The 26,180-nt window shown below is 64.4% G+C and carries 18 protein-coding genes and 1 tRNA gene; 12 read left to right on the top strand and 7 right to left on the bottom strand.

Features of this window, described 5'->3' with window-relative positions; genetic code table 11:
- Positions 1 to 69: 69 nt before the first annotated feature.
- The 4 genes from DL240_RS01235 to DL240_RS01220 are packed head-to-tail and all read right to left on the bottom strand — an operon-like array spanning position 70 to position 4,092.
- Positions 70 to 1,986 (bottom strand): rhomboid family intramembrane serine protease, encoded by a 1,917-nt coding sequence (locus tag DL240_RS01235; RefSeq protein ID WP_111728034.1) that lies wholly within the window; start codon positions 1,984 to 1,986, stop codon positions 70 to 72.
- Positions 1,983 to 2,747: a phosphocholine cytidylyltransferase family protein gene (locus DL240_RS01230; protein WP_111728033.1), complete on the bottom strand. Its 765-nt coding sequence runs from the start codon at positions 2,745 to 2,747 to the stop codon at positions 1,983 to 1,985. Before DL240_RS01230 ends, DL240_RS01235 begins: the two co-directional genes overlap by 4 nt.
- A complete protein-coding gene (locus DL240_RS01225; protein WP_111728032.1) occupies positions 2,744 to 3,505 on the bottom strand; it encodes a CDP-alcohol phosphatidyltransferase family protein in 762 nt (253 codons plus the stop codon). The genes DL240_RS01230 and DL240_RS01225 overlap by 4 nt, the downstream gene beginning before the upstream one ends.
- A 2-nt stretch (positions 3,506 to 3,507) precedes the next feature.
- On the bottom strand, positions 3,508 to 4,092 hold the full coding sequence (locus DL240_RS01220) for a hypothetical protein (RefSeq protein WP_111728031.1): 585 nt from the start codon (positions 4,090 to 4,092) through the stop codon (positions 3,508 to 3,510).
- Between the two features lie 829 nt (positions 4,093 to 4,921).
- Here DL240_RS01220 and DL240_RS01215 point away from each other — a divergent pair.
- A complete protein-coding gene (locus tag DL240_RS01215; RefSeq protein WP_111728030.1) occupies positions 4,922 to 9,493 on the top strand; it encodes a PQQ-binding-like beta-propeller repeat protein in 4,572 nt (1,523 codons plus the stop codon).
- A 30-nt stretch (positions 9,494 to 9,523) separates the two neighbouring features.
- Here DL240_RS01215 and DL240_RS01210 read toward each other — a convergent pair whose 3' ends face one another.
- From DL240_RS01210 to DL240_RS01200, 3 genes are all read right to left on the bottom strand, one after another.
- Complete coding sequence (locus DL240_RS01210) at positions 9,524 to 11,293, bottom strand: sensor histidine kinase (RefSeq protein ID WP_111728029.1); 1,770 nt, start codon at positions 11,291 to 11,293, stop codon at positions 9,524 to 9,526.
- 10 nt (positions 11,294 to 11,303) lie between these two features.
- Positions 11,304 to 12,011: a response regulator gene (locus DL240_RS01205; protein ID WP_111728028.1), complete on the bottom strand. Its 708-nt coding sequence runs from the start codon at positions 12,009 to 12,011 to the stop codon at positions 11,304 to 11,306.
- Positions 12,012 to 12,074: 63 nt separating this feature from the next.
- The gene (locus DL240_RS01200) at positions 12,075 to 13,508 is read right to left on the bottom strand and encodes a nicotinate phosphoribosyltransferase (RefSeq protein ID WP_199589693.1); all 1,434 of its coding nucleotides are present in this window, start codon (positions 13,506 to 13,508) and stop codon (positions 12,075 to 12,077) included.
- A gap of 137 nt (positions 13,509 to 13,645) precedes the next feature.
- On the opposite strand from DL240_RS01200, the gene DL240_RS01195 reads away from it, so the two are divergent.
- The 11 genes from DL240_RS01195 to DL240_RS19870 all read left to right on the top strand — a co-directional run bounded on the left by DL240_RS01195 (position 13,646) and on the right by DL240_RS19870 (position 26,088).
- Positions 13,646 to 14,248, top strand: coding sequence for a hypothetical protein (locus DL240_RS01195; RefSeq protein ID WP_111728027.1), 603 nt, complete (start codon positions 13,646 to 13,648; stop codon positions 14,246 to 14,248).
- 23 nt (positions 14,249 to 14,271) lie between these two features.
- Positions 14,272 to 14,736, top strand: coding sequence for a deoxycytidylate deaminase (locus DL240_RS01190; RefSeq protein WP_111728026.1), 465 nt, complete (start codon positions 14,272 to 14,274; stop codon positions 14,734 to 14,736).
- Between the two features lie 78 nt (positions 14,737 to 14,814).
- Positions 14,815 to 14,887 (top strand) — tRNA-Phe (locus DL240_RS01185).
- A gap of 237 nt (positions 14,888 to 15,124) precedes the next feature.
- The gene (locus tag DL240_RS01180; protein ID WP_111728025.1) at positions 15,125 to 16,744 is read left to right on the top strand and encodes a vWA domain-containing protein; all 1,620 of its coding nucleotides are present in this window, start codon (positions 15,125 to 15,127) and stop codon (positions 16,742 to 16,744) included.
- Positions 16,745 to 16,804: 60 nt separating this feature from the next.
- Positions 16,805 to 17,557: an outer membrane beta-barrel domain-containing protein gene (locus DL240_RS01175; protein ID WP_111728024.1), complete on the top strand. Its 753-nt coding sequence runs from the start codon at positions 16,805 to 16,807 to the stop codon at positions 17,555 to 17,557.
- A 75-nt stretch (positions 17,558 to 17,632) separates the two neighbouring features.
- Positions 17,633 to 18,382: an outer membrane beta-barrel domain-containing protein gene (locus DL240_RS01170; protein WP_111728023.1), complete on the top strand. Its 750-nt coding sequence runs from the start codon at positions 17,633 to 17,635 to the stop codon at positions 18,380 to 18,382.
- Between the two features lie 70 nt (positions 18,383 to 18,452).
- The gene (locus DL240_RS01165; protein WP_146618031.1) at positions 18,453 to 20,438 is read left to right on the top strand and encodes a hypothetical protein; all 1,986 of its coding nucleotides are present in this window, start codon (positions 18,453 to 18,455) and stop codon (positions 20,436 to 20,438) included.
- Positions 20,435 to 23,869 (top strand): tetratricopeptide repeat protein, encoded by a 3,435-nt coding sequence (locus DL240_RS01160; protein ID WP_111728021.1) that lies wholly within the window; start codon positions 20,435 to 20,437, stop codon positions 23,867 to 23,869. Before DL240_RS01165 ends, DL240_RS01160 begins: the two co-directional genes overlap by 4 nt.
- A gap of 51 nt (positions 23,870 to 23,920) precedes the next feature.
- On the top strand, positions 23,921 to 25,144 hold the full coding sequence (locus DL240_RS01155; protein WP_111728020.1) for a tetratricopeptide repeat protein: 1,224 nt from the start codon (positions 23,921 to 23,923) through the stop codon (positions 25,142 to 25,144).
- Between the two features lie 100 nt (positions 25,145 to 25,244).
- On the top strand, positions 25,245 to 25,505 hold the full coding sequence (locus DL240_RS01150; RefSeq protein ID WP_111728019.1) for a hypothetical protein: 261 nt from the start codon (positions 25,245 to 25,247) through the stop codon (positions 25,503 to 25,505).
- 175 nt (positions 25,506 to 25,680) lie between these two features.
- The gene (locus tag DL240_RS19870) at positions 25,681 to 26,088 is read left to right on the top strand and encodes a hypothetical protein (RefSeq protein ID WP_111728018.1); all 408 of its coding nucleotides are present in this window, start codon (positions 25,681 to 25,683) and stop codon (positions 26,086 to 26,088) included.
- The last annotated feature ends 92 nt before the right edge of the window (positions 26,089 to 26,180 follow it).

The raw sequence follows: 26,180 nt of genomic DNA, 5'->3' as shown, positions 1-26,180 counted from the left end.
GTGCGCCAAGCTGGCACACCAACCCGCGTAGCAGTCTAGTTCTGGGGGGTTGAGTCCGCAACCGATCGGTTAGTCGCTTTCGGGGCTCAGCGGGTAGAGCTGCCAGTCTTCCCGGTGGCAGCTCGGATCCTCCACGCTCATGACGAGAAAGAGGACGTCGTCGGATTGCATCGCATCGGGGGCCGGGCGACGGTGTTGGGCACCGGCCGGGGCGCAGCCTTCCAGGAGCAGGCGCGCCTGGCCCTGAGCGCCGGCAAGGACGTAGTAGCGCGCGGGGACGTCGAGCGCGGACGTGGCCTGCCAGGTGATCTCGCGAGTCTCGGGGTTCCAATCGACCCGCTGTGGCGAGAGCCCGTCGGGATTGACGAAGGTTTCGTAGCGTTGCTCAAACGTGAAGCTCTCGTAGGCCAGCGTGGCACGAAGCTCCGGGTCGTCGGAGGGTTGAGAGCGCACAAAACGCTCGAAGGCGCCCAGCGCTTCCAGCTCCTGGGCGCGGCGCTCCTCGGGGGAGGGGAGGTCCTCGGCGAGCTGGCGCAGAGTCGTGGTGGCGCGCCAGATCAGGTAGGGATCGTCGGTGTGGGCGCGCGCGCGGGTGAGCATGGTCGAGAGGTAGGTGTGTGCGTCGGGGCGGCGTTCGGGGTAGTCGGCCCATTGCGCGGCGCTCTCAATGGCCAGGGCCGCTTTGTCGGCATCGTCGGCCATGGCGTGGGCCAGGAGCGCTTCGTCTTCGGGGTGCTCGCCAGTGGCGTAGTGGATGGCGAAGAAGACGGCCAGGGTGTAGGCCGCCACCAGGCCGGCGGCGCTCAGGTTGATCCAGGTGGCGCTTGCGCGTGGCGGTTCAAAGTGGCGCTGGCGGCCGAGCAGGAGCAGCCCGAGCGCCAGCCCTGCGAGCAGGCCGCCGAAGTGGCCCCAGGCGTCGATCACCGGGAGCAGGACGGAGACCGCGGTGTTGAGCGCCAGAACCGTGATCCACCAGCGCCGGGTCTGGCGGTAGGGCGGGGGAAGTTGGGCGCCAAAGCGCAGGTGCAGCGCCAGATAGGCGCCCAGCAGGCCGAAGAGGGCGGTGGAGATCCCCACGGAGAAGAGCGCGTCGGAGCCCAGCAGCGAGGCGATGGCGCCGGCCAGGGCCGTGGCCAGCGTCAGCAGGATCGTGGGGGCCAGTCCGAAGAGGCGCTCCAGGTAAGTGCCCAGAAAGAGGAGCCCCATGGCGTTGAAGCCCAGGTGTATCAGCCCGCCGTGGAGGAGGTTGGCGGTGAACACCCGAAAGATCTGTCCCTGGTCAAAGACCAGCAGGGCGGAGTTGGCCCCGGCATAGAGGTGTTTGAGCACCTCGACTGGCGGGGTCAGAAAGCTCTGGGCGGCAAAGGCGATGGCCAGCACGACCAGCAATCGGGGGGTAAACCAGGCGCGTTTCCCGGTGATCTCCTGGCAGAGTTCGGCAAGCGCGCGCATCCGCGACAGGTGTTCGGGGCCGCCCTGGCCAGCGCGCACGCGTTCCAGGAGTTCGGCCCAGACCAGGCGCCAGGTTTCCGGGTGGTTGAAGTCGGAGGCGGTGTAGATGTAGGTGCGATTGGCGCTGTCCAGGACCAGCGCCGGCTCTCGGCGCACCACCAGGGGCACGGCGGTGCGTAGGTCCTGGTAGGAGAGGGTATCGGCCCGGCGCGAGGTGCTGCTGCGGGGCAGGGTGAGGGTGGTTTCCCCGAAGACGATCGTCTGAGCCTGGGAGGGAAGCCAGAGCTTGCGCAGCCCGATGGCCACCAGGGCCACCGCCAGCGGGGCCAGCGAGGCCAGCGGCGGAAGTTCGGTGGCGAGCAGGGATTCGGCCTCGCCAAGGAGCAGCCAGACGCCAAAGCAGAGCGCGCCCAGCAGGGTCGCAAACGAGCGCGTGATCAGACTCGGGGCGACCATCGGGATGCGGAGGTCGCTGCGCTCCTCTTCCGGGGAGGGGAGAGCGTCGGGGGCGTGCTCTTTTGGGCCGTCATTCATGCCGGGGTGTCCTGGGACTGCCAGCCGGCGTTGACCGCGTGGAGGTCTTCCACCGTGTCGATCTCACGCCAGCCGCCGTCGATGGGGGCCGCGCCGATGGACACGCCCTGGTCGATGAGCTCTTCGAAGAGGTCGCAGAGGTAGGCTTTCTGGAAGGTGCGCTGATTGCGGAAGATCGCGTCGAGATCCAGGCGCTGGCGAACCCGTGCAAAGGCCTCCCGCAGCTGGTGCGCGCCGCGCTCGCTGAGGTAGGTCAGGCCGATGAATTCGCCCAGGGCGCCTTCGGGGCCGACGTGTTTGCCCACCCGGCGCACCAGGCCCTGGTCGACCCTGGCAAGCTCGGCCTGCTCGACGGGGTGGTCGTGGCGACCCTGGTAGGCCCGGTGCCACTGACGGTCGATGACCAGGGTGATGTCGTGCTCGGTGCTCAGCGCGGCTTTGACCACCGGCGGGCCGAAGACGATATCGGAGTAGGAGATGAGCAGGGGGCCTTCGATGGCCTCCTCGGCGCAGAAGAGCGACTGGAGGATGTTATTCTCCGGCCAGCGGGCGTTGTGATGGTAGGTCGCGCCGGGGACCACCAGGCGCTCGGCCAGGTAGCCGCGGATGATGTGCAGGTCATCGACGCCGTGGGCGCGGTAGGCCTCCAGCTGATGATCGAGGATCGAGCGCTCGCCAACGCGAACCATGCACTTGGGGCGCTCGTCGGTATGATGTTGCAGGCGGCTGCCACGTCCGGCAGCGATGATGATCGCTCTCATGATCGGTAGAACCCCGGGTGTGCGAGTTTAAGCAGGATCGCCAGGGTGGTGCGGGCTAGATACACCAGGTAGACGCCCAGGTAGAGCGCCAGAAAGACGATCGCTGCGTCAAAGGGAAGGACAAAGGCCGCCAGGGCAACCCACAGGATCCAGGAGGGGTAGTGCACGAAGTAGCGGGCGATGGCCTCGGCCAGCCACAGGACTTTGCCGATGAGTGAGGTCGGCATGGCGCGTTTGCGGGCGGAGTCTCCCGGCCGGATCTCGACGCCGGCGTATTCGGGGCGGCGCACAAAGTTGGTCAGCGAGGTGGCCGCTCCCACCAAGAAGACGCCGGCGGTGGCCAGAAGGAGCCAGTAGGCCTGGCCGTCGAGCATCCACAGGCGGATGCCCAGGGAGCCGGCCAGGATCATGGCTTTGAGCTCGTCCATCAAAAAGTCCAGGTGCGAGCCCACCTCCGAGGTCATGGATTTGAGGCGCGCCAGCTGCCCGTCGGCGCAATCAAAGAGGTAGGAGAACTGGACCAGCAGCGCCCCCACCAGAAATCCCCAGGCGCCGGGCAGGGCGATAAAGGCCGCGCCGGCCACAAAGAAGATCGCCACGCCCAGAAAGGTCACCTGGTTGGGGGTGAGGGGAGTGGGGCGCAAGAGCGCCACCAGGATCGCCGCGATGGGGCGCGCGACGTACACGTTCCAGGCGATGTCTTCTTTTTTGCGGGACGCCCGGTACACGTCGCGGATCGATTCGAGGAGCGAGGCCATGGTCAGGAGGTCCAGGAGGTCATGGTTTCTTCGGCCAGGGAGAGTTCAGTGCCGTCCCAGCGCCACAGGTGCTGGGCGCCTCGCCCGGCACCATCGGCCAGAGCGAAACCCTCTTCGTGGAGCCAATATTCGGTGCCGGGGTCCAGGGCGGGCACCTCCCAGTTCTCCGGGATGTTGCGGTGCCACACGCTCCAGAACTGGTAGTGGTGGATGTAGGTCTCGTCGTCGTCGAAGACGGGATCTTCGATCGCCTCGCGCCACTCCTCCTGCAGGATGCAGGTGGCCTGGGGGGTGGAGAGGTCCATCAGCTCGCGGGCCGCGCAGTGGCCGCTTTCATCGGTCACAAACACAAACACCCGCTCGGGCAGGGGATGCTCCACGAGCTGGGGGTAGAGCTCCTCGGAGGCAGTCTTCTCCAGAAAGTCGAAGAATTGCAGGAGCACCCCGCCGGTGACGCGGCGCTGGGCGTTCTGGCGGGGGTCGAGATCCTCTTTCTCGGGGAGGGGCGCGCTGCGTTGGGACGCGATGAAACGATCGAGGGCTTCGCGCCACTCTTGAGCTGGCGAGCGCAGGGGGGAGTCAGTCATGGAAACCTCAGGGGGGGCCGTGGAGTCGGTTGGCGAAAGGCCGGGCCGGGGCGCCTGCGCATGGCGAGGAGGGGCCGGCGCTCCCTGTGCGTTATGGTGTCAGCAAGGCCCGGGCGTCAAGGTCGTGGCGACGTCCGAGACTCCGGGCTCGATAGGTCGAGCAGGCGATCTGGCCGTCGAGAAGCGCAGGTAAGGGGTCTGAGTTGGCGATCTGGCTGTCGAGAATGGGAGGTAAGGGGTCTGAGTGGATGGACTTAGCAGTCGAGAGTGGGAGGTAAGGGGGCTGAGTTGGCGATCTGGCTGTCGAGAATGGGAGGTAAGGGGTCTGAGTTGGCGATCTGGCTGTCGAGAATGGGAGGTAAGAGGCCTGAGTGGATGGACTTCGTGGGTGAGTCCGGGAGGTAAGGGGGCCGAGTTGGCGATCTGGCTGTCGAGAAGCGCAGGTAAGGGGGCCGAGTTGGCGATCTGGCTGTCGAGAAGCGCAGGTAAGGGGGCTGAGTTGATGGACTTAGCAGTCGAGAATGGGAGGTAAGGGGTCTGAGTTGGCGATCTGGCTGTCGAGAAGCGCAGGTAAGGGGTCTGAGTTGATGGACTTAGCAGTCGAGAATGGGAGGTAAGGGGTCTGAGTGGCAGCGCGTCGTGCCTTAGAGCGCTAACTCGGGGATATGTGGGGGGCTCGGGCCGGTGGGGACCATTTTTTTCCGGGGGGGCATTTCCTTCCTGCTTGTCGTTCGGGTGGGGGGCGTGACAGCGTGAGCGGCAATTCGTTTTATGTGCCGGCGTAGCCCTGGTCAGGGTGTGCGCTCGATGACTGCCGATGGAGGGATCGATGCGTTTGTATATGGAGAATGGGCAGCAGTTCTGGGATGCGCAGGTCATGGAGGATGGGGAGGTCACCATCGAGAGCGGGGAGGTGGGCGGGGAGACGACCCGGAGTCAGGAGAGCTACGCGAATCGCGACGAGGCGATGGCCGCGGTGCGGGCAGAGGCCGTAGCGCGGGCCCGGGAGGGCTGGGCCGAGATGCTCCCGCCCTCGGCTCGCTGGCAGCCCGAGGAGACACTGGGGCCCTGGTACGACACCGATTTCTTCAAGACGTTGGAGTCCTTTGAGTCGGTGGAGGCCCGTGAGCCCGGCGACTACGTTGCCCGGGTCGAGAGCTACCACGCCATGCAGTCGCCCGCGGAATTGGCTCGTTTTATGGCCTGGCGAGCGGCCCACGCCACTGACTACTGCAACTATGGCGAGTGGCGGATCTGGGAGGAGGATGCCTGGATTCCTTCGCCGGACGAGGGGAACCTCTTTGAGCAGCTGGCGCTCCTGGACCAGAGAAACTACCTGGGGACGGCGATGGTGGAGTACTTCGCCAGCCTGATCTGCCTGGGCAGCGCCGGCAACGGGGACGTGTATTTTGCCGCCCGGGATTTTCGCGATTCGAATCGCGCCGAGGTGCTGATCTGGGATCACGAGGAGCAGTTCCCCTATGCCTTTGCCGACGGCCTCTCGACGCTGGCCTGGGTCAACCGGGTGTACACGGAGCTGGAGGTGCAGCAGGAGGAGGGGGCGGTGGATGAGGAGCGCATCGGCGAGTTGATGACGCCGGTGGCCGATCGCGCCTCGTTGACCTGGCATTATCGCGATCAGATGGAGATCGGTGGCGTGACGCCGGAGTACGAGGTGAAGAGCGCCGGGCTTTTTATGTACGTCCGCGCGATCTACCTGGTGCGTCTGCTTCAGGGGCGCGGCGCGCGTGAGGGCGCGGAGCACTTCTATGAGACGGTCCACGAAGGGCTCACCTTTAAGGACGCGGTGGAAGGACCCTATCTGGATCGCGTGGTTTCGACGGCGCTCTACTGGTTGTGGCGGCTCTTCTTCTTCAAGAGGGAGGAGGAGCTGGCCCGCTGCCTGGAGGTGTGTCGTGAGCACGCCTCTCCGCTGGTGCGGGACGCGGTGGCGTTGATCGAGGAGCTGGAGGCCGGGCGCGGGCAGCTCGGTGCCATCGAGGACATTCACGCGCTGCGGGAGGAGTTTGTGGCCCTGGACCTCGATCCGGCGCGGGCCGCCGAGCGTGCGGTCGAGCAGGCCGCCCGGGAGCAGGCCGAGCGGGAAGCCGAGGAGGCCCAGGAGCAGCGAGCGCAAGAACTGGTGGCGACGCACTCGCCAGAGGAACTCGCCGCGATGGCGATCGATGAGCTGGGGAGCCCCCTGGTGCTGGCGGCGATCCGCGAGGTGGTGGAGCGGGATCTGCCCCAGGCCGCGCCGCTCTTTGGCAAGCTCCGGGCGCGGGACGCCTCGGAGCGGAACTTCACGCCTACCGAGCGCCTGGAGCTGGAAGAGGCGCTCACGCAGATGGGGCCCTGGCGGATTCCGGCGCTCTTGACCGCGCCTTTTCCGCGGCTGGCGCTGGCGGCGAAGGCCGCGCTTCGGGCCGACGCGCACACCCGCAAGCGCGTGGTCGAGCTCGCCAGTTGGTTCCTCGGTGTGGGCACGGAGTATTTTCGGGAGGAGCGCCAGGCCGTCTATGCGCTCACCATTCTGGGGGAGCGCGAGGCGGTTCCGACCTTTTTGAAGATGCTCGACGAGCTGATCTGGGCGCCGGAGGACTGGAGCGCGGAGATCAAGCAGAAGGATGTGGTCTGGGCGCTGCTCGACGGGGTCGGGCAGCTGGGGGATGCCAGCTGCGTGGCGCCGATGGTGGCGTTGCTTAAGCGCGCGCCCGAGAGTGTGCTCCCGCGCCTGCTGGTGAACCTGGGGAGGCTCGGCGGGCAGGAGGCCACCGAGGCGCTGATCCCGGCGCTGGCCACGCGCTTTAGCCGCCCGGCGATGGTGGGGCTGTCTCGCTGTGGCACTCAAGGGGCTATTGAGGCGCTCAAGGCGCATCTGGCCCCCCAGGTGGGCGAGCTGGAGCTGCTCTATGAAAAGGTGATGCTGGCGTACGCGCAGGTGGCCCGGGGAGGCGCGCTGGACGAGGCGCTGGTCTACCAGGCCTTGAGCGTGATTGAGCCGAACAAGTACGAGGATCGCGAGCTTCAGAGCACGCTGGCCGAGCTCCTGCCCTCGCTTGGTGACCGGGCCCGGGCGGTGCACGAGGCCGAGCTCTTGCTTCAGCATCCCTACGCCGAGGTGCGCCAGGCGGCGCTCGGAGCGCTGGAGACGATGGGGCAGCAGGTGGAGCTGCGCTTTGCCGATCGCGTCACCGTCGATGAGCTGGTGGCAGCCAGGGATGTGGAGGCGTTGATCGGGCTGCTCGAAGACCCGCACGCGATCTTTTTGCATAACGTCATCGCGTCGGTGGCCGAGCATGAGCTCGACGACGAGGCGCTCATCCAGGCCTGCGTGGACTGGGCGCGTCGGGTGCCCCTGCGTTATGAGCACTACCTCTACGGGTACGTCCGCGATGAGCATCAGGTTGCCGAAGATGTGATCGCGGCGCTGGCGGCGTTGAACCACGAGAGCGCCGACCGCCTCCTGGGGGCGCTGCTGGGTGCGGGCAACGTGATGTATCGGGAGGCCGACACGTTTAAGTACGACTACGACGGCGCGGCCACCCGGGTTCAACGCTACATCTCGGCGCCGGTGGACGCGGCCGAGGAGGCGGCCCCGGGGTGGCGCTTTGAATCGCTGAGCGTCAGCCCGGGGGTGGTGGGAGTCAATGTCAACGCGCTGGCCTGGTCGCCCGATGGTCAGTGGCTGGCCGTGGGCAGCGAGGAGGGCGCGCGCCTTCTGGATCGCGAGGGGCTGGAGGTGCGGCGCTTTGCCAGCGCGATGGGCTGGATCTACGACGTGGGCTTCAACCCCGAAGGCTCGCTGCTGGCGGTGGGGGCTCACGGGGGGCACCTGCAGCTGCTCGATCCGAGGAGCGGGGCGATGGTCGCCAACCTCAAGCCCGCCGAGGGACACTCCGGCGGGGTGCGCAAGCTGGCGTTTTCGCCCTCGGGGCAGTGGCTGGCGTCGGTCTCCGACGATCAGACGCTGCGTCTGTGGGATGTGCGCGGTGTTAGCGAGGCGGTGGGCGCGGGGTTTGTGGCAGGGAGCTCGCCGGTCCCGGTGGAACACGTCTGGACCTATGAGGATCGCGATGACGTCAACGGCGTGGCCTGGATCGATGAGGAGCGCCTGGTCATCATCACCGACAACGCCACGCACTTCATCGCCCGGGAGGCCACCGGCCCGCAGGTCACGGTGAAGAAGCACGGCGGCGCCGATGTGGCGGTGGATGTGTCGCGCCAGCGCGTGTATGCGGCCGGAGTGACGAAGGTGCGGGTTTTCGATCTGGAGGGCGCGGAGCTTGAGGAGGAGACGATCAAGCAGGGCGGCGTTGCCCGGGTGCGGGTGGGGGCCTCGGGCGATGTGCTCTACCTGGCCTCCTGGGCCGGTGCGCAGTGTGGGGTAACCCGTGTCGACATCTCCGCGCCGGCCAAACCCCGTCGCAAGCGTTTTAAAGGTCATCAGGATGACGAGGTCTTCGGAATGGACCTCCATCCGCTGACCGGCGAGGTGTATGCGGCGGGCCGGCTCAGACGAGTTCTGGCCTGGTCACCCGAGGGGCAGCCGCTGGGAGAAGATGCCGCGCCTTACCACACCGACGAAGTCAGCGGCATCATCTGCAGCGAGCACTTCATCTACACCGCCAGTGACGATGGCACGGCCATCGAGTGGGATCGCCAGAGCGGGCGTGCGCGGCGGGCCTTTACCCCCTCGTGTGACGAACGGGTCTGCGCGGTAGGACTCTCGGAGGATGGCCTGACCCTGGTGCTCTCGGGGAGCGAGTTTGCGGCGGCCTTCGACCTGGCAAGCGGCAAGGAGCTGTGGGTGCGTGAGATCGGCAGAGCCGAGCACCTGGCGGTGGTCGGCAATGAGGTGGTGGTCGCCGACGACGATGGCCTGGTGTGGCTCTCACTGGAAGATGGCACCAGGCTGCATGCCAGTGGGTCTTTTGCCGATTCGTTTGTGTTTTTCTGGGAGCGAATCGACGCGAAGCATCTGGCCTGTGCCGGGTACGACGACCGTCAGCTCTTTATCTGGGATCTGGAGCGTCGGGAGCAGGTCGGGACCTTTATGTTGCCTCCCACCGAAAGGGGGAGCATCTACGGGCTGGCGGCGGGCGATGGTCGCCTGGCGATCTCGCGCTGGGACAACTCGGTGGTGGTGCTCGATGCCGGCAGCGGCGAGCTGGTAGCGCGGGTTCATACGGGAGAATCGCTGCCGAACCCGCGCTGGAGTCCCGATGGCGAGTCGCTTCTGGCCGGGGAGTACGCGCTGGTGGAGTTTGACGGGGGTACGTACCAGCGCCGGGGCACGTCGCCGGTGCCGGCAAAGATCAGCTGCCTGCACGTTGTGGATGCCGATCGTGTGCTGGTGGGCGGCGCCGGCGGCGGTTTGTGGTGGGCCCACCGCGCTTAAGCGGCCAGCGAGCGTGGCGTGGCGCGTAGGTCAGCGCGCCGCGCTCGTAGCGGGGGGGGCCGCCGGCAGCGTGAACCAGAAGATTGAGCCGTGGGGGTGGTTGGGCTCATAGCCCACCTGCCCGCCCTGGGCGCTGATCAGGTGTTTGACAATCGAGAGCCCCAGGCCGGTGCCACCCATATGCGTGGCTCGCCCCTTATCAACCCGGTAGAAGCGCTCGAAGAGGCGCTGGTGATGGCGCGGATCGATGCCCGGGCCCTGATCGATGACTTCGAAGCGCACGTGGTCGGAGTCGGCGGGGGTGTGGGCGCGCACGATGATGGGGCCGGGCTCCGGGAGGTGCTTGATGGCGTTATCGAGCAGGTTGACCAGGACCTGATCCAGGGCGCGGGGATCGGCCAGGACGGTGAGCTTCGGATCGATCTCCAGGGAGAAGGAGACGTCGTCGGCAGCGTGGAGGGCCTCGCGGGCTTCGAGGACCGCGGCCCGGGCGCCAAGGGGCCTGGGCGCCAGGTTGGCCTGCTCGGCCTCCAGGCGGGCGATGTCGAGGAGATCGGCGATCAGACGCGTGAGGCGCTCGGCGTTGCGGTGAATGCCGCGGGTGAAGGTGCGGGCGGCGTCGGGGTCATCCAGCGCGCCGCTGAGGAGGGTTTCGCTATTGGCCTGGATGACGGCCACCGGGGTGCGCAGCTCGTGGGAGACGTTGGCCACGAAGTCGCGGCGTACGGTCTCCAGGCGGCGCAGTTCGGTGACGTCGTGAAGGACCAGGATGAGGCCCGGGCCGGTGTGCGACCAGGCGGCCCGGACCAGGATCGTGCGCATCAGGGGGGAGGCGAGCTGGAACTCGGCGGAGATGCCGCGTCCGCGGCGCGCGGCCTCGGTGAGTTGTTCCAGGGTGGCCGGGGGCATCAGGTCGGAGAGATCGCGGCCCCGGGCGTCGCGCTCTAAGCCGAGGAGCGCGCGGGCGGCCCGGTTGATCAGCGTCACCGTGAGGTGGGCGTCGGTGGCCACCACGCCTTCGGACATGCCATTGAGGACCGCTCCGAAGCGATCGCGCTCCTGGGCCAGCGAGCCGACGCTGCGCTCCAGCGCTTCGGTGAGCTGGCGTACCGAGCGGGAACTGGGTGGCGAGTTATCGGGGGCGTGGGCTTCCAGCGCGTCCTCGTCTTCGTCGGTGGCTCCGCGGGCATGGGTCAGCAACTCTTGCAGGGTGCCGGACATCAGCCGGGTGGCGATGCTGCTCAAAAAGATCGCGATCACCAGGCCGGCCAGGGCGCCAAAGAGGGCCACGGTGCGCAGGCGGTTGAGCACCTGATCGATCTCATCCAGGGGTACCGAGAGGCGGACCACCCCGTCGAAGTCGGTCCGGGAGGCCGGGATCGCCACGTAGAGCAGGTCGGTGCCGAGCGACTCGCTATGACGCCGGGCGCGCCCAAACCCCGAGGTGGTCGCCGCGACGACTTCGGGGCGGTTGGCGTGATCTTCGATCGCTTCGTCGGTTTCCAGATGGGAGTCGGCCAACACCTGGCCGTCGGCGGCGATCAGGGTGATGCGTGTCTGGGAGGCCTGACTCAGGCGATCGACGGTGGCCTGGAGGCCGGGATCGTCATCGTGCGGCAGCGCGCTGGTGGCGGGAAGCGCGGCCTCCACCAGGCGCGCGCGCTGGTGGAGGTCGGCTTCGATGCGGGCTTCGGTCCACGCGCTCATCGTGCGATGCACCGAGAGCGCGCCGATGAGCAGGAAGAGCCCGATGAGCGCGACCGCGATCGCGAAGATTTTGCTTCGAAAGGTTAGAAACACCCGGGTCTCGTCAGCCCTGTTCAGGAGGCGTGGCGCAGAAGCGGTAGCCGATCCCGCGCAGGGTTTCGATGTAGGCCCCGCAGGGGCCGAGCTTCTCGCGCAGGCGCTTGATGTGCGTGTCGACCGTGCGCGTCATCACGTCGGCCTGAATGTCCCACACATCACTTAAGAGGACCTCGCGCGACTGGGCGCGGCCGCGCCGGGAGAAGAGGGTCTCCAGGAGGCGAAACTCCAGCGCAGTGAGGCTGACCGGCTCTTCATCCACCCAGACGCGCACGCCGGGGAGGTCGACTTTGAGTCGTCCGAAGATCACCTCGCCGGGGCGAGGTTCCTCCTCGGCACTTTCGGTGCGGCGAAGCACGGCGCGGACCCGGAGCATCAGCTCGCGCACGTTGAAGGGTTTGACCACGTAGTCGTCGGCTCCGGACTCAAAGCCCTGCACCCGCTCGTGTTCCTCGCCACGGGCGGTCAGCATCAACACCGGGATATGGCGAGTGGTCTGGTCGGCGCGCACCCGGCGGCAGACCTCGTAGCCCGAGAGATCCGGGAGCATCAAATCAAGGAGGAGGAGATCGGGAAGCGGGCGCTCTTTGAGGCGAGCAAGCGCCTGATGCCCGGTGGCCGCCGAGATCGCCTCGAACCCCTCCCGCCGCAGGTTGTACTCGAGGTTTTGAACCAGGTCGTGTTCGTCTTCGACGATGAGAATGAGCTTGGACATCAGGCTGACTTCTTTAACGGAAGAGGCGGAAGGGAGAGGGGGGGGGGCAGCTGGCCCGAGCGATCATGTCGGACGATCGCTCAGGTGCTTGCGCGCCCGCGCCACGGCCTCATCGCGTTGATCGCGCAGCGCCGTGCTCAGTCCTACCTTATAGAGGTGTGGGTTGTGAAAGCGTCGGTGTTCGGCCGGGAGCTGCGCGAGCTGCTGGCGGCAATAAGCGCGGGCTTCAAAGGCCGAGTGCAGCGTGCCGATTCGCTCGCCATGTTGCATCACCGGCTGGAGCAGCAACTCCTGGTCGAGCTGGCTGATGTCCACCTCTTTGTGGGGCTCGTGGGGATGATGGATGCGTTCGACATGCGTCTGGTGATCAAGCGCGACGGCATCGGCGTAGAACTGGCCCTCGGCGTCACGGATCCGGAAGACCTGTTTATCGCCCGGGAAGGTCATCTTGCGCAGGCTGTCGGAGAGCTTGATGCGGGGGACTTCGTCGAGCGTGGCGAGTTTGTAGACTCCGCCCAGTGCCGGGTCATCGTAAGCGGTGACCAGCTGGGTGCCTACGCCGAAGATGTCGATCGGGGCCTGCTGATCGACGAGCAGGCTGCGGATCACGTGCTCGTCGAGGTTGTTGGAGGCGGCGATTTTGACGTCGGGGAAGCCGGCGTCATCAAGCATCTTCCGGGCGCGCCGTGCCAGGTAGGCCAGATCACCGCTGTCGAGGCGGATGGCTTTGAGCTCGTGGCCGCGGGCCCGCAGCTCGCCGGCGATCGTGATGGCGTTGGGGACACCGCTTTTGAGTGTGTCGTAGGTGTCGACGAGGAGCACTGAGGCGTCGCCGTAGTGCTCGGCGAAAGTGCGGAAGGCGTCGATTTCACGATCAAAGGACTGAATCCAGGCATGGGCCAGGGTGCCCGAGAGGGGGATGTTGTAATGCATGCCCGCGAGTACGTTGGACGTGGCATCAAAGCCACCGACCACCGCCGCGCGTGAGGCGTGCAGGCCGCCAAAGCCATGGGCTCGCCGCAGTCCGAAGTCGACCAGGAGGCGCTCGCCGGCGACTTCGCGCATGCGCGAGGCTTTGGTGGCGATGAGCGACTGGAAGTTGACCAGGTTCAGAAGAAGCGTCTCGACCAGTTGGGCTTCCAGCAGGGTGCCCCGTACCTGAAGCACCGGGGCGTAAGGGAAGATCAGCGTCCCTTCAGGCGGCGAGCGAATCTCGGCCTGGAAACGAAACTCGCTCAGACGGGCCAGAAAGTCGGCGTCAAAGCCCTGTTCCTTTAAAAACTCCAGCGAGGCGGCGTCGAAGTGCAGATCCTCCAGGATCTCCAGCAGCGTGGCCAGCCCGGCAAAGACCACATATCCTCCCGAGAAGGGCGGGGTGCGGTAGAAGTAGTCAAAGCAGGCGCGTTGGTCGGCCTTGCCCTCCCGGAAGTAGCCCTGAGCCATGGTCAGCTCGTAGAGGTCGGTGTAAAGAGCGATGTGGTCCAGCCAGGCCGCCATAAATATCCTTGAGTATCTGTAGATGACGTCGCGTGCGGCGCCTCCCGGGGGGGCCGCCGTCGAGAGCCGGGAGATTAAGCGCCAGGGCTGCTCCCGACAAGATCGCTCCCTGTATCGGGTCTTCGGAGTCCTTGCCTATGTCCTCTGTTCCTTCAACCTATCAGCTAATCTGGGCGCTCAGCCGGCATGTGCTTGATGATGCCGAGAGGGTCCGTGTGGTGTGGGCGCTGGCGCTGCGCGCGGCCGCCCTGCCGGCCCAGGCCTACGATCTCAATCAGCGCGGTCAGTGGCGAGCGTTTGAGGCCGACCGCCTGATCGTCGATACACTGACCCAGCGCACGCAGATGGTGGTGGTTCGTCTGGAAGGGGGGCTCCTGGCGCTGGCGACGGGCAAGCATGGCGAGCGCCCCCGGCTGCTTGCCAGGCTCGACGGAATCGATGATGAAGAGGCCGCCCGCGAGCGCATCGCGCGGATCAGTGCCGAGCTTGCGGGATACGATCCGGAGGTGTTTATACGCAGCGATCGTCTCGGTGACGCAGGCCCGCAGACCTGGCTGGTGGCCGGGCCCGGGCGGGTTCCCTCGGTGCTGCAGGAGGTCGGCAAGTCTCCGCTTGTATCCGCGGAAGTATCGACGTCGGGGCATTGGCAGGTTAGCGTTGGGCCCGGCTGGCACCCGTCGAAGGCGAGCGGGTGGCAGCAGGCCTGCGAAGAGATCAGCGCGCGGGCGCTTAACGACTGAAACCACACACGCGGGAGCTTCGAATGGACGAGCGCGCAAGCTGGGATGACTATTTCATGGCAATCGCCGCTCAGGTGGCGACCCGCGCGACCTGCGATCGCAAACACGTGGGCGCGGTGATCGTACGCCAGCGCACGATTCTCTCAACCGGCTATAACGGCAGTGTGCGGGGCCTGGAGCACTGCGATGAAGTCGGCCATATGATGGAGGGAGGCCACTGCGTGCGAACCATTCATGCCGAGGCCAACGCGATCATTCAGGCCGCGCGCAATGGGGTGGCCATTGATGGCGCTGACATCTACATCACGGCGTCTCCCTGCTGGCAGTGTTTTAAAATGATCGTCAACGCCGGGATCCGTCGCATCATCTTTGGCGAGTTCTACCGGGACGCTCGGATCTACAAGGTTGCCAGCACCCTGGGCATTGAGCTTCTGCAGCTCGGTGAGGGCCAAAAAGGGGCCGACGAAAAAAAAGTACCGGCAGAGTAAGAAAACCTGTTGACAGTAATTTTTAATCGCCCTATAAGTCTCCTTGTCAGCGGGGAACACCCCCCAAGGCCAAAGCAAGCGAAGGTAGCTCAGTAGGTAGAGCACGGCCCTGAAAAGGCCGGTGTCGGCGGTTCGAGCCCGCCCCTTCGCATCAAAGTTTAAATGCATATCAAGCCCGACCTCGATGAGGTCGGGCTTGATGCGTTAGGGCTTCTTGTTTGCGTGGCTTCGGCCGGCTTGCGCACATCCCACCCTTCGGGTAGAACGGTTCGCCGGATTAATAAGCGCACCAGAACTGCGCTTCGTCGCACCCGGGTACATGCCCTACGACGCGTGGCGATAAGACGGTGACGCCGACATAGAACAACTCGCAGTAAGGAATGATGCAATGACATACGGCTTGAGTTCGGAGCGACGCCGGTCCAAGCGCCTGGCGCGCTTGTCCTGGGCGACCTTAATGGGGCTTGCTGGTGTGACCCTTCTCGGGGCCACGGGCTGCGATACCGTGGCTCGGATCAGCTTCTCGGAGCGTCGCTTCAACAGCGTGCAGCCCATCAGCTTCAATGAAGCGGGCGGTCAGTGCGGCGGTCTTTCGGGGCAGGCCAGTCTGGGCTTTGTGCTCCTGGCCAACGACTCCACGCCGATCAAGCCTGATGATGACGTCTCCTTGCAGGCGGTAAACCTGGACCGAGAGACGGTGAGCTTTAGCACCGGGTCGGTCTTCTCGATGCCTGACCGGGTATGCGCCGGCACTGCCGAGTGTCCGGACTCGTTTGTGTGCTCCGTGGCGGACCAGGGCGGCACGGATTTCGGGAACCGGTGCCATCTTAGCACCACGGTGGAGACAGCGGGGGCACCAACCTTCGTAGGCCAGGATGAGTCCAGCCATGCTCTCGGGGTGCTCGTGTCTCGCGCGGGGTCCTGGCGTGGCTTTTTGCCTCGCGACGTGGGTGAACTGGTCCAGGTCGATGCAGAAGCTCAGCAGATCGCCGGTCCGGATATTGGTCCGAACCGCGCCCGCGCGACTGACTATAATGGTCGTCGCCACAGCGCGCTTAGCGCAGTGTTGAGCAGCTGGAATACGGTCGCTCAGATGGTACGCGAGGATGGGCGCCAGAGCTTCTTCGGGCTCTGGTCTTATGGTGGATCCAGCGCCTCGGTGTTCTCGCACGTGGATGAGGTCTCCGCGGGTAAGCTCTGGACGACGAGCAGCCCTCAGGCGCAGTCGGCGTATAAAAACCTCACGGATGCGAGCACCACCGAGGGCAACCGTAACTTCCTCTACGGCGGGATTCTCGAAGTCCTGGAGCAGGGCTTTAGCGATGCGGCTCTCGCTGACGTGGAGTCCCGCACGCTGGTGGTGATCACCGACAACCCGGACTCCTTCCAAACGAGCAGCAACAGCGCCGAGCAGGTGATCGCGCGGGCCGAGCAGATGGGGGTCTCCCTGGTGTTCGTGCACATCGACCCCGCAATCGACGCGAACCTCCTGCGTGACGACCACGTGTACTATCAGGGCAAAGAAGAGTGCGCGTCTAACGACGACTGCCGCAACTTCGAGGAGTGCCGCCAGGTCCAGTATTTCCGTGCCTCCGGTGGAGCGCCGGACTCTATCCAGTACCCGGGCGATGACAAGCTCGACGCGACCTATTGCATGCCGGCGCGCGATGAGAGCGGTCGGGTGGGGCCGATTGCCGAGTTCCAGAACATCGCCTGCAGCACCGGCGGCGCGTACCGCTACCTTCCGTCCTCCGGGATCCCGATTGTGCGCGACGCCATGAGCTATCTGCCCGCTTATATGGAGGCCGGCTGGACGGTTGATGTGGCGGTGGGAGCAGTGGAATCCGAGCTGCTCTTCCCCGGGGAGGCCTTCCGCCTGCAGACGGTGATGAGCGTGGATGTTGGCGGGACCAACGACTCGTACGATTTCGGTCAGAAGGGCAGCGTCTCGGGTGTGAACGGAGACCCCGCTTCGACCGATACGCGCGCGACCTTCTTTGTGCCCTGAGTCAGGCAGGCGACCCCTTGAAGATTGATAGTTCGAACTACGCAGTTAGGAGATAGATCGGTGAATGCCAAGCGAATTCAAGCCCCCCTGTGGGCGATGGTGGTGGCGCTGACCGTGGGGCTCTTCGCGTCACCAGCCCTGGCTCAGGAGCCGTCGGCCGCGGCGCCCGAGGAAGAGGCTTCCGGCGACGATGGTCTGCCCGAGGTTGACGAAGACGACCCGATGTACTGGGCGCAGATGCGTGATGTCTTCGTCATGCAGCAGCGCGCGTTTCTCAAAGAAGGGCGTTTTGCGTTGACCGTGTACGGCGGCGTCATCCCCAACAACATCTTTGAGCAGTATTTCCCCCTGGGATTGCGCGCGAACTACTTCCTGCTGGAGAACATCGGCCTGGAACTCGCGACCTCCTTTGCCTTGAAGCGCCCCACCGGCCTTCAGGAGACCCTGGAGGATGAAGCCGGTGCCGGGGCCGAGAGTGTGCTCATCGGCGATAGCCAGCTCTCTCATACCAACTTCGGTCTGGTCTGGAGCCCGGTCTACGGCAAACTCGCGTATTATAATGACCGCTTGATTTACCTGGACATGAACATCTACGGCGGCGCCGGCATGACCGTGGTTCAGACCCAGAGCGACTTCAACGCCGCCCCCTCCACGACGGTCAAGCCCGAGGGTGTGCTGGGGGCAGGTCTGGCGCTCTACCTGGGGGAACACGCCGCAGTGCGCGCGGACTACCGCCAGTTTATCTTCCAGAAGGTCAAGAGCGGGGTGGCGAAGCCCTCGGAGGTTTCGCTGGGCTTTAGCTGGTTCTTCTAAGGGTGCGCCTGGCGCGTACTGGGAGCCGCCCGCCGGTCGGGCGACGATGTTTACAGGTCTACAGAAGGTTCTTTCATGACGACCGCGAAGTATAAATGGAGCGCCGCTGCGGTGCTCATGGCTGCCGGGCTACTGCTGAGTGCGACGCCCGCCGTCGCGCAGCAGGGGCTGGACCAGGAACTCTCCGAGTACTGGACCAGCGACCGAGATCTGGAGGTGCTCACCGACCGCCTCTACCAGCGCGAGGGACGCATCGGGGCCGGTCTCTACGCCGGCCTGCTCTCCAGCGAGCCCTTCTTTTACTACATCCCGGTGGGAGCTCGCGTCAGCTACCACTTCAGTGACCAACTCGGTGTGGAAGTGGGCGGAGCGTTTATGGATGCTCCGGGCGTACTCAGCCATAACACCCAGTTGACCGACTTTCTCATCACCGACCGTGGTGAGGCGGCGTTTGACACCGGGCTTGATACCGAAGACCGCTTCCTGTGGCGGGCCAACGCCCTGGTGATGTGGAGCCCCTTCTACGGCAAACTCGCGCTCTTGCAGCGCAAGTTGGCACACTTTGACCTTAACGTCGCCGCGGGTCTGGGCGTCGGCGGGGTGGAGCGTCCGGACCTCGCGCGTGAAGAGCTCTCCAACGAGGTCACCATCGAAGCTGTCCTGGGAGCCGGGGCGCACTTCTTTGTGACGCCGGATCTGACCGTTCGCCTGGATGGGCGCGGTTATATCTATCGGGGCGCTGAGTTTACGGACAATCAGGACTCCTTCTTCGGTCAGATTCGTATGCCGGTGGAGTTTCTGGTGGGGGCCTCCTACCACTTCTAATGGATGACGCTCGGTCGCGCCGCAGGCAACACCGGTCAAATCGATAAACGCGCAAGCAGGAAGACAGTCTATGCAGGGACTCAATCGCAATACGCACAAGCGTGCAGGGGCAGGACAGGGTAGTCGGCGAGGTCGGTGGATCCGGCAGATCGTTGGCGCGCTGCTCTGCGTGACGCTCGTCTCCGGGCCGGCGGTCACCGCCTTTGCGTTGGATAAAAACCAGATCGTGCAGATGACGCGACTCGGTCTGGATGATCGCGCGATTATGGGGGCGATCGACTCCGCCGGCGAGGGCATCTCTCTGACGTCGGAGGATGTCGAGGAGCTGCGCAATCAGGGCGTCAGCGATCAGGTCATTGAGCACCTGCGTCGCCGCGGCATGATCCAGGGCGAAGAGACGCCGGTCGAAGAAGAGGGCGCCGGGCAAGAAGAGGAGGGCCCCATCGGTCCGGCTCCGGCACCTGCGCCCGCCGGTGGCGAGGACGACTGGGAGCGCGAGGAACGCGAGCGTCTGGAGGCCGAGCGCCAGGCCGAGATCGAGCGCCGCGCCAACGAGCTCAATGAGCAGCGCGAGGCCGAGGCCGAGCGCCAGGCAAAACTTGAGCGTGCCGCCGGTCAGCTTCCCCGTGCCGCGCAGCAGGTCCGCGACGGCAATAATATGGCCGGCGCCCGCATGTATCTGGAGTTCCTCTCCTACGGGCCTGAGGAAGGCTCGGAGAACTGGTACGAGGCGACCTTCGGCCTGGCCAAGGCGCTCTACCAGCAGGGGATTCTCTCAGGCGCGTCCACGCCGCTGCTGGAAGTGCTGATGGCCGGCGCCGACAAGCCCCACTTTGTCGAGGGCTTCCGGATGCTCGGTGAGCTCAGCCGCCGCATCGGCTACAAGCCGCCGATTCTCGAAGAACTCACGCGCTTTTACGTGGGCGACAAGAACGAGAAGTTCCAGGCTGAATTCAACTACTACATGGGCAAGTTCTTCTACGATTACAATCGTATGGATCTGGCCCTGGAGTACCTGGACCAGGTTCCCGCAAGCGCCAAAGATTACCCCGAGTCCCGCTACCTGGCCGGTGTCGCTCGCCTGGATCCGGCGGTCAACGACATCCCCGGGGCGCTTCGTAACTTCGAGGCCGCGATTCTCGCTGCCGAAGCGGCCCCCGGCGGCAACGAAGACATCCTGGAGATGGGGTATCTGGCTCTGGCGCGGGTGTTCTTTGAGGTTGGCTTCTTCGACGTCGCGCTCTTTTACTACCAGAAGCTCCCCTCGCAGTCTTCGCGTCACGCCGACGCGGTCTTTGAGTCTGCGTGGAGCTACTTCATGAAGAACGATTTCAAGCGTGCGCTGGGAACCTTCCACACGCTGCAGAGCCCCTATTACTCGCAGCGCTACTACCCGGATCTCTATATCCTGGAGTCGACGGTCTATCTGAACCTGTGCATGTTCCCCAAGAGTCAGCGTGCGCTGGGTGAGTTCCGCGCTCGCTACCTCGATCAGCGCCCGCTGTTGCAGAGCTATCTGGAGAACACCTTTGAGCCGGAAGCTTACTGGCAGCTGATGGAAGACGCCTACACCCCGGGCAAGTCCGCGCCGATTCCGGAGCTCTTCACCAACGCCGTGCTCGAGAGTCTTCCCTTCTACAACGTGCACCGCGTGGTGCGTTCGCTGGAGGCCGAGCGCAATGCGCTCAAGGCCAATATCTCTGCGCTCGGAGAGTTCGGGCAGCAGGTCCTGGAGCGAGTTGAAGAGCAACTCGAACTCAAGATCCAGGAAGGGGGCATTATCGTCCAGCAGCGGTTGACCGCTGTGGATCAGGAGCTGGAAAACTGGGAATTGCGCTCGCTGCAGATCGAGTTTGATATCGATAGCGAGGAGCGCCAGCAGCTCCAACAGCGTCTTCAGAATCCGGACTACGAGGCCCCCGAGGTCGCCGAAGCCGGGACGACGCTGATGGTCGTAGCCGATGACTGGCAGCCCTGGCCTTTCGAGGGCGAGTATTGGCTCGATGAGGTCGCGAGTTTCCGCAGCCAGATGCGCACGGAGTGCATTGAACAATGAAAAACCTTCAGACCACCCGATCGATTTTCGGAGCGCTGATCGTGGCGCTTCTCGTCAGCCCTGCCGCCGAAGTGTGGGCGCAGGATATCAGTGCCCAGGAGCGCGAGCGCGCAACCACCGACGATATTCTCGACTCGGCATCGCGCCGCCTTGATGAGCAGGCCGCCACCGAGAGCGAGCGCCAGGTCGAGTCCGATCTGGAGGCCGAAACGGACGTGACCCTCGACCAGGTCGAGGACGAGCAGCGTACGATGTCCGTGGAGGAGATCGAGGCGCTCAAGCGGCGTCTGGAGGCTCAGAACCGGCGGATGATCACTCAGCTCGACGAGATCATTGCCCGTTCTCCCTACTCCGATCAGAAGCCCGACTGGATGTTCCAGAAGGCGGAGCTGCTCTGGGAGTTGCGCAACATGGAGTACGTGCGCGCTCGCACCGAGTACAACGCCTGTCTGGATGCGGTCTACGAAGGGACGCTCGACGAGAGCGAGTGCCCGGAGCCGATGCCGGATTACGCCGAAGCGCAGACGATTTACGAAGATATTCTGCGCGAGTACCCGGACTACAATCGCCTGGATGAGGTGATTTTCCGCCTGGGAAGCGGGCTGATCGAGGCCAATCAGGGCGCCCAGGCCGTCGGCTACCTCCAGCGCCTGGTCACCAACTACCCCAACTCGCGTTATCTCCCGGATGCCTACCTGGCGCTGGGTGAGTTCTTCTTCGACCAGAAGCAAGCTGGCGTGGCGAAGATGAACTACGAGAAGGTGCTGCAGTACGAACAGTACCGCAACTACGACTACGCGCTCTACAAGCTCGCCTGGTCGCACTTCAACAACGGCGAACATCGCGAGAGTGCCGATACCTTTAAGCAGGTCATCGCGCGTGCCGATTCGGCGGCCTGGAACTTCCTGCAGACTCAGGCCAGCAACGACTTGATGCTGGCTCTGGCCGAGATCGAAGAGGGCTGGATCGAGGCGCGGGATTACTTCCTTGAAATCCGCGACATCGATTACACCTACGAGCAGATCAGCCGTATGGCGGGCTACCTGGAACTCCAGGGTAAGGATGCCGACGCGCTGGCGGCCTATGAGTGGTTCCTGGCAGAGCGCCCGGACCACCCCTCGGTGCCCGACTGGATGGACGCGATTGTGCGTTCGTTGCGTCGTAATGACTTTGCGGCCTACGAGGCGCGGGTTCAGCAGTACGTGGCCTACCTCAACCCCAACGGCACCTGGTACCGCAACAACGCCGAGGAGGAGCGCGCGCGCTCCAACGCCGATCTGCTTGTCGAAGGTAACCTGGCGCGTCTGGCCAACCACTACCACCGTCAGGCCCAGCGTGGCGGTCCGCGTGAGGACTACGCCACCGCGGCCGATTACTACCAGCAGTTTATCGACCGCTTCCCGGATCACCCGGCATCGTTCGATATGACTTTCTTCCTGGGTGAGATTTACCTCTACAACCTGGAAGACTTCGAGCGCGCGGCGCTGCAGTACCAGCTGGTGGTCGATCTCTATAAGAACGACAACGTGCCGGAAGAGGCCAAGCCCGAAGAGGTCGAGGCCCTGGTTCGCGACGCGGCCTACGCGGTGGTGAGTTCGTACAACGAGCTGGTGAAGACCAATCACCCGGACTCAATCCTGGTGGAGATGGCCGCTCGTGCCGGAGAGTCCCCGGAGGCCACGTCGCAGACAATGACCTCGGCGACCGATGCTGGAGAAACTCCCCCAATTCCCCGTACTGACTTGCTCAAGTACGAAGAAGGGTTTGTGCACGCGAGTGACCAGTTCTCGGAGATGTACCCCACCGAGGACGTGACTCCCACGGTCGACTACGTGGCTGCCGAGGTCTACAAGAGCCGCGGTCACTACGATAACTGCATCCCGCGTTACGAGAGCATCATTGAGAACGCGCCTCGCCACACCTATGCCAGCTACGCCGGTAACAGCCTCCTGGAGGCCAACTACCGTCTGCAGCGCTGGAACGAAGTGGAGAAGTGGGCGCGTCACTTGCTTGAGAACGAGATCTTCGATGTCACTCCGCGTGATAACCTCACGCAGTCCATCGCGTTTGCCATCAACGAGAAGGCGATCGACCTGAAGGAAGAGGGTAAAGTCGAAGAGGCTGCCACCGAGATGCTGCGCCTTGCCGGCGAGTTCCCGCAGTCGGAGTTCGCCTCGGGCGCGGTGTTTAACGCGGCGGCGATTTACGAGGGTGGCGGCGAGGTGAATCGCGCCGTGGAGCTTTACCAGCGCGTGGTTGACACCTACCCGGCGTCGGAAGAGGCGCCGAACGCTCTCTACGTCATGGGCTTGATCTTCGAATCTCGCGCAGACCTGGCTCAGGCCGCGACCTACTTCGCTCGCCTCGGCGAGGAGAACTACCGCAGCTTCGAGAAGGCCGGGGATGCGGTGTACAACGCCGCGGTCCTTCGTGCCGCGATGGAACAGTGGGACGACGCGATCGCGACCTATGAGTCGTACCTGGAGTACTTCGGTGAGACGGTCGAGGCCGACGAGGTCAACACCATCGAGCTGGAGATGGCCTACCTGGAGAAGAATCGCGAGAACTGGGAAGGCGCTCGTACCCGTTTTGAGAACTTCCTCAAGAAAGACGGCGTCAAGGGTGCTGAAATCGTCGAGGTGAACCTCGAACTGGGCCTCCTGGCCGAGCGTATGCAGCCGCGTGACTGGGAGAAGGTCGCCGACGGCTACTTTGCGGCCTCGGTGAGCACCTGGCAGGAACTGGATGACGAGCAGAAGCTTGCCAGCCGTGCCTTTGCTGCGCAGGCGCGCTTCCATCAGGGCGAGGCGGTCTTCCGCAAGTTTGTGGATGTGAAGCTCTCCTTCCCGGTGTCGCGTCTGACGCGACTGGCTCAGGAGAAAGCGACCTTCCAGCAGGAAGCCGAGCAGATCTTCGGTGAGGTTATCGCCATGCAGAGCCCGCGCTGGGTGGCTGCGGCGGCCTACCGCATCGGTCAGAGCTACAAGGACTTTGCCGAAGGGCTCTTCGCGCTGCCCCTGCCCGAAGGCCTGACCCCGGATCAGGAGTTTGAATACGAACTCTCGGTGGAAGACCTGGCGTTCCCGCTTCAGGAGCGTGCGCTTACCGCGTTCAACCGGGCTCTGGAACTCGCGCTTCAGTACGAGGCGTATAACGAGTGGAGCCGACTCTCCGCGCAGGAAATCAGCGCGTTGGAGCGGGAAGCCTACCCGATCACCGGGCAGGACGGTGTGAGCGTGGAGCATAATCGCACCGAGTTCTTTGCTCCGGCTCCGGTCACCGACATGTCGGTGGTGGCAGAGCGGGGCGCAAAACGCCTGGAGCGTCGCCCGAAACCCGAGCCGGCGCCGGCGCTCGATGAAAATGGCCAGCCTGTGGAATCTGCTCCGGAGGCCCCGGCCACCGAGCAAGGCGCTACTCCGGCCTCCTAAGCGAGCAAGACCATCGACGAAGACGCTTCGAGCGTTGTGCGAGGATAGACTATGAAGAACACACTCACTGACCTGACACGGCGCCCCCTGATGGGGGTTCTGGCGGCCGCGATTGCGGTGTCGCTGAGCGCGGGCTGTAGCTCGGCGCCCAAGACCGTCGACGAAGCGCCGGTTGAGGTTCCCGAGAAGACCGAGCAGGAGAAGATCTCGGAGGCGACCGGTATCTCGCTGGAGGCGCTGGCGGCGTTTGAAGAGGGTAAGGCTGCCATTGAGGCGGGTGCCACCGAGCGGGAAAGCGCCATTGCGGCGCTTGAGCGTGCGGTAGAGCTGGAGCCCACCTTTGCCGAGGCCCACTACAATCTGGGGCTCCTCTACGGTGAAATCGACCGTAGCGATGATGCCGTGAAGCACATTCAGACGGCCCGTGAGCTCGACCCGGACGTGTTTGAGTACACCGTGGCTTTGGCCAAGGCGTACGCCGAAAACGAAGAGTACGACGCCGCTCAAGAGCTCTTCTCCGAGGTCGTGGCCCGCGACCCGAACAACCTGGTGGCCAAGAATAACATGGCGGTCATTGCGCTTCGCCGTGGGGAAGAAGACCTGGCGCTGCGGTACGTTGAAGAGATCCTGCGTGAGGATACCGCCAACGTCGGCGCGCTCAACACGCTGGGGTTGGTTTACATGGAGCGCGAGAACCTCTCGCTGGCGAAGTATTCGCTGCGAAAAGCGCTTAAAGAAGACGAGAGCAACGTCGACGTGCTCAACAACCTGGGCCTGGTGTACATCCAGGAAGATAACGTGCCCCTGGCGGTAGACTCGTTCAGCAAAGCGATCGAGGCCGACGAGGACTACCTGGAGAGCCGACTGAACCTGGCGGCAATCCTGCTTGAGTACCTCGATTATGAGCGCGCCAACGCACACTTTACCCATGCTGTGCGGATTGCGCCGCATCATTGCGTGGCCAACCTGGGTAAGGGCGCCTCGGCGTTTGCCGTCGGTGAGCACGAAGAGGCCAATGAGCGCTATAAGTACTACCTGAAGGAGTGCGACAGCGATCATCTCTCCAGTCTGGAGCGGCTGGCTCAGCTTAACGAGACCTACCTGCAGCGTCCCGAAGAGGCCATCGCGTACTACGAGCGTCTGGTGGAGCTGGAAGATGACGTGAACAAGGTGGCCAACTACGAGGCCTCCATTAGCTTCATGCGCTCCCAGCTCGAGCAGTCTCAGCAGGCTCAGCCCGAAGAGGCGCCGGCGCCGGAAGAGGGTGCGGAGTGATAAGGGGTAGGGGGGCGTCGCTTTGACGCGGCGTCCTTTGCTGGCTACTCTGCAGGCAGGTGGTGCGTGTAACGCGCATGCGATGAACGAGGAGAATACGATGAAAAAAGCACTCTTTGGCCTGGTGATGGCCGCTTCGATGGTGCTGGCCGGTCAGGCCTTTGCCCAGGATGAAGGCGGCGATGAGCCCCGTTCGAAGTTCTACGACTTCGAGAATATGCTGGTTGAAGGTGAGTTTCGCTCGCCGGATCTGATGAACATGGAAGGACGTGGTCAGGCGCAGTTCCAGAGGCTGCTCAACCTCAAGACCAGCTTCCTTCCGAAGATCCAGGAAAGCACCGAGGAAGAGACGCTTCAGTAGGCGTCGCGGCTCGTTGCCGAAGCAGCACCTTTTTAGAGAGAAGGCCCCGGCCCCGCAGCTCCTGTGTGGGCGCGGGGTTTTTCTTTTCTTGGGTTGGGGAGGCGTGGCGCGTCGGTTCGGTCGGAGGGGCCACCGACGCCCGGGACCGGAGGGCGGGTAGGCAGAGAGCCAGGCGATGCAGAAGAGCGCGGGGAGTACCGAGAGGGCCGAGAGCGGGGGGGAGGAAGGGCTGACAGGCGCCGTTTTGACGCAGCGCGTCGAGGTCGCTACGCTTCAGGTCGATCGTGCATGCAGCACGCATCGGGTTAACGAGGATGACATGATGAAAAGAGCGCTTGTTGGTCTGGTGTTAGCAGCTTCGATGGCGTGGTCTGGTCAGGCTTTTGCCCAGAATGCAGATGGCGACGAACTCCGTTCAAAGTTCTACAATTTCGAAGAGATGCTGGTTGAAGGTGGGTTTCGCTCGCCGGATCTGGTGATGACGGAAGCGCATCATCGTGTGCAGTTCCCGCATCTTCGGAACCTTAAGACGGGCTTTCTGCCGAAGATTCGGGAGAGCCGCGCAGACGAGACGCTGCAGTAGGCGTCCATGCTCTCTGGCGGCGGGGTCGCTAGAAAGAATGCCCCGGCCCCTGCAGAATCTGCGTCGGACGCGGGGCATTTCTTTTCTGGAGG

This window comes from Lujinxingia litoralis, assembly GCF_003260125.1.
Lineage (GTDB): Bacteria > Myxococcota_A > Bradymonadia > Bradymonadales > Bradymonadaceae > Lujinxingia > Lujinxingia litoralis.
Note: the sequence above shows the minus strand (reverse complement) of the source record. Positions and strands in the feature narration are given on the sequence as shown.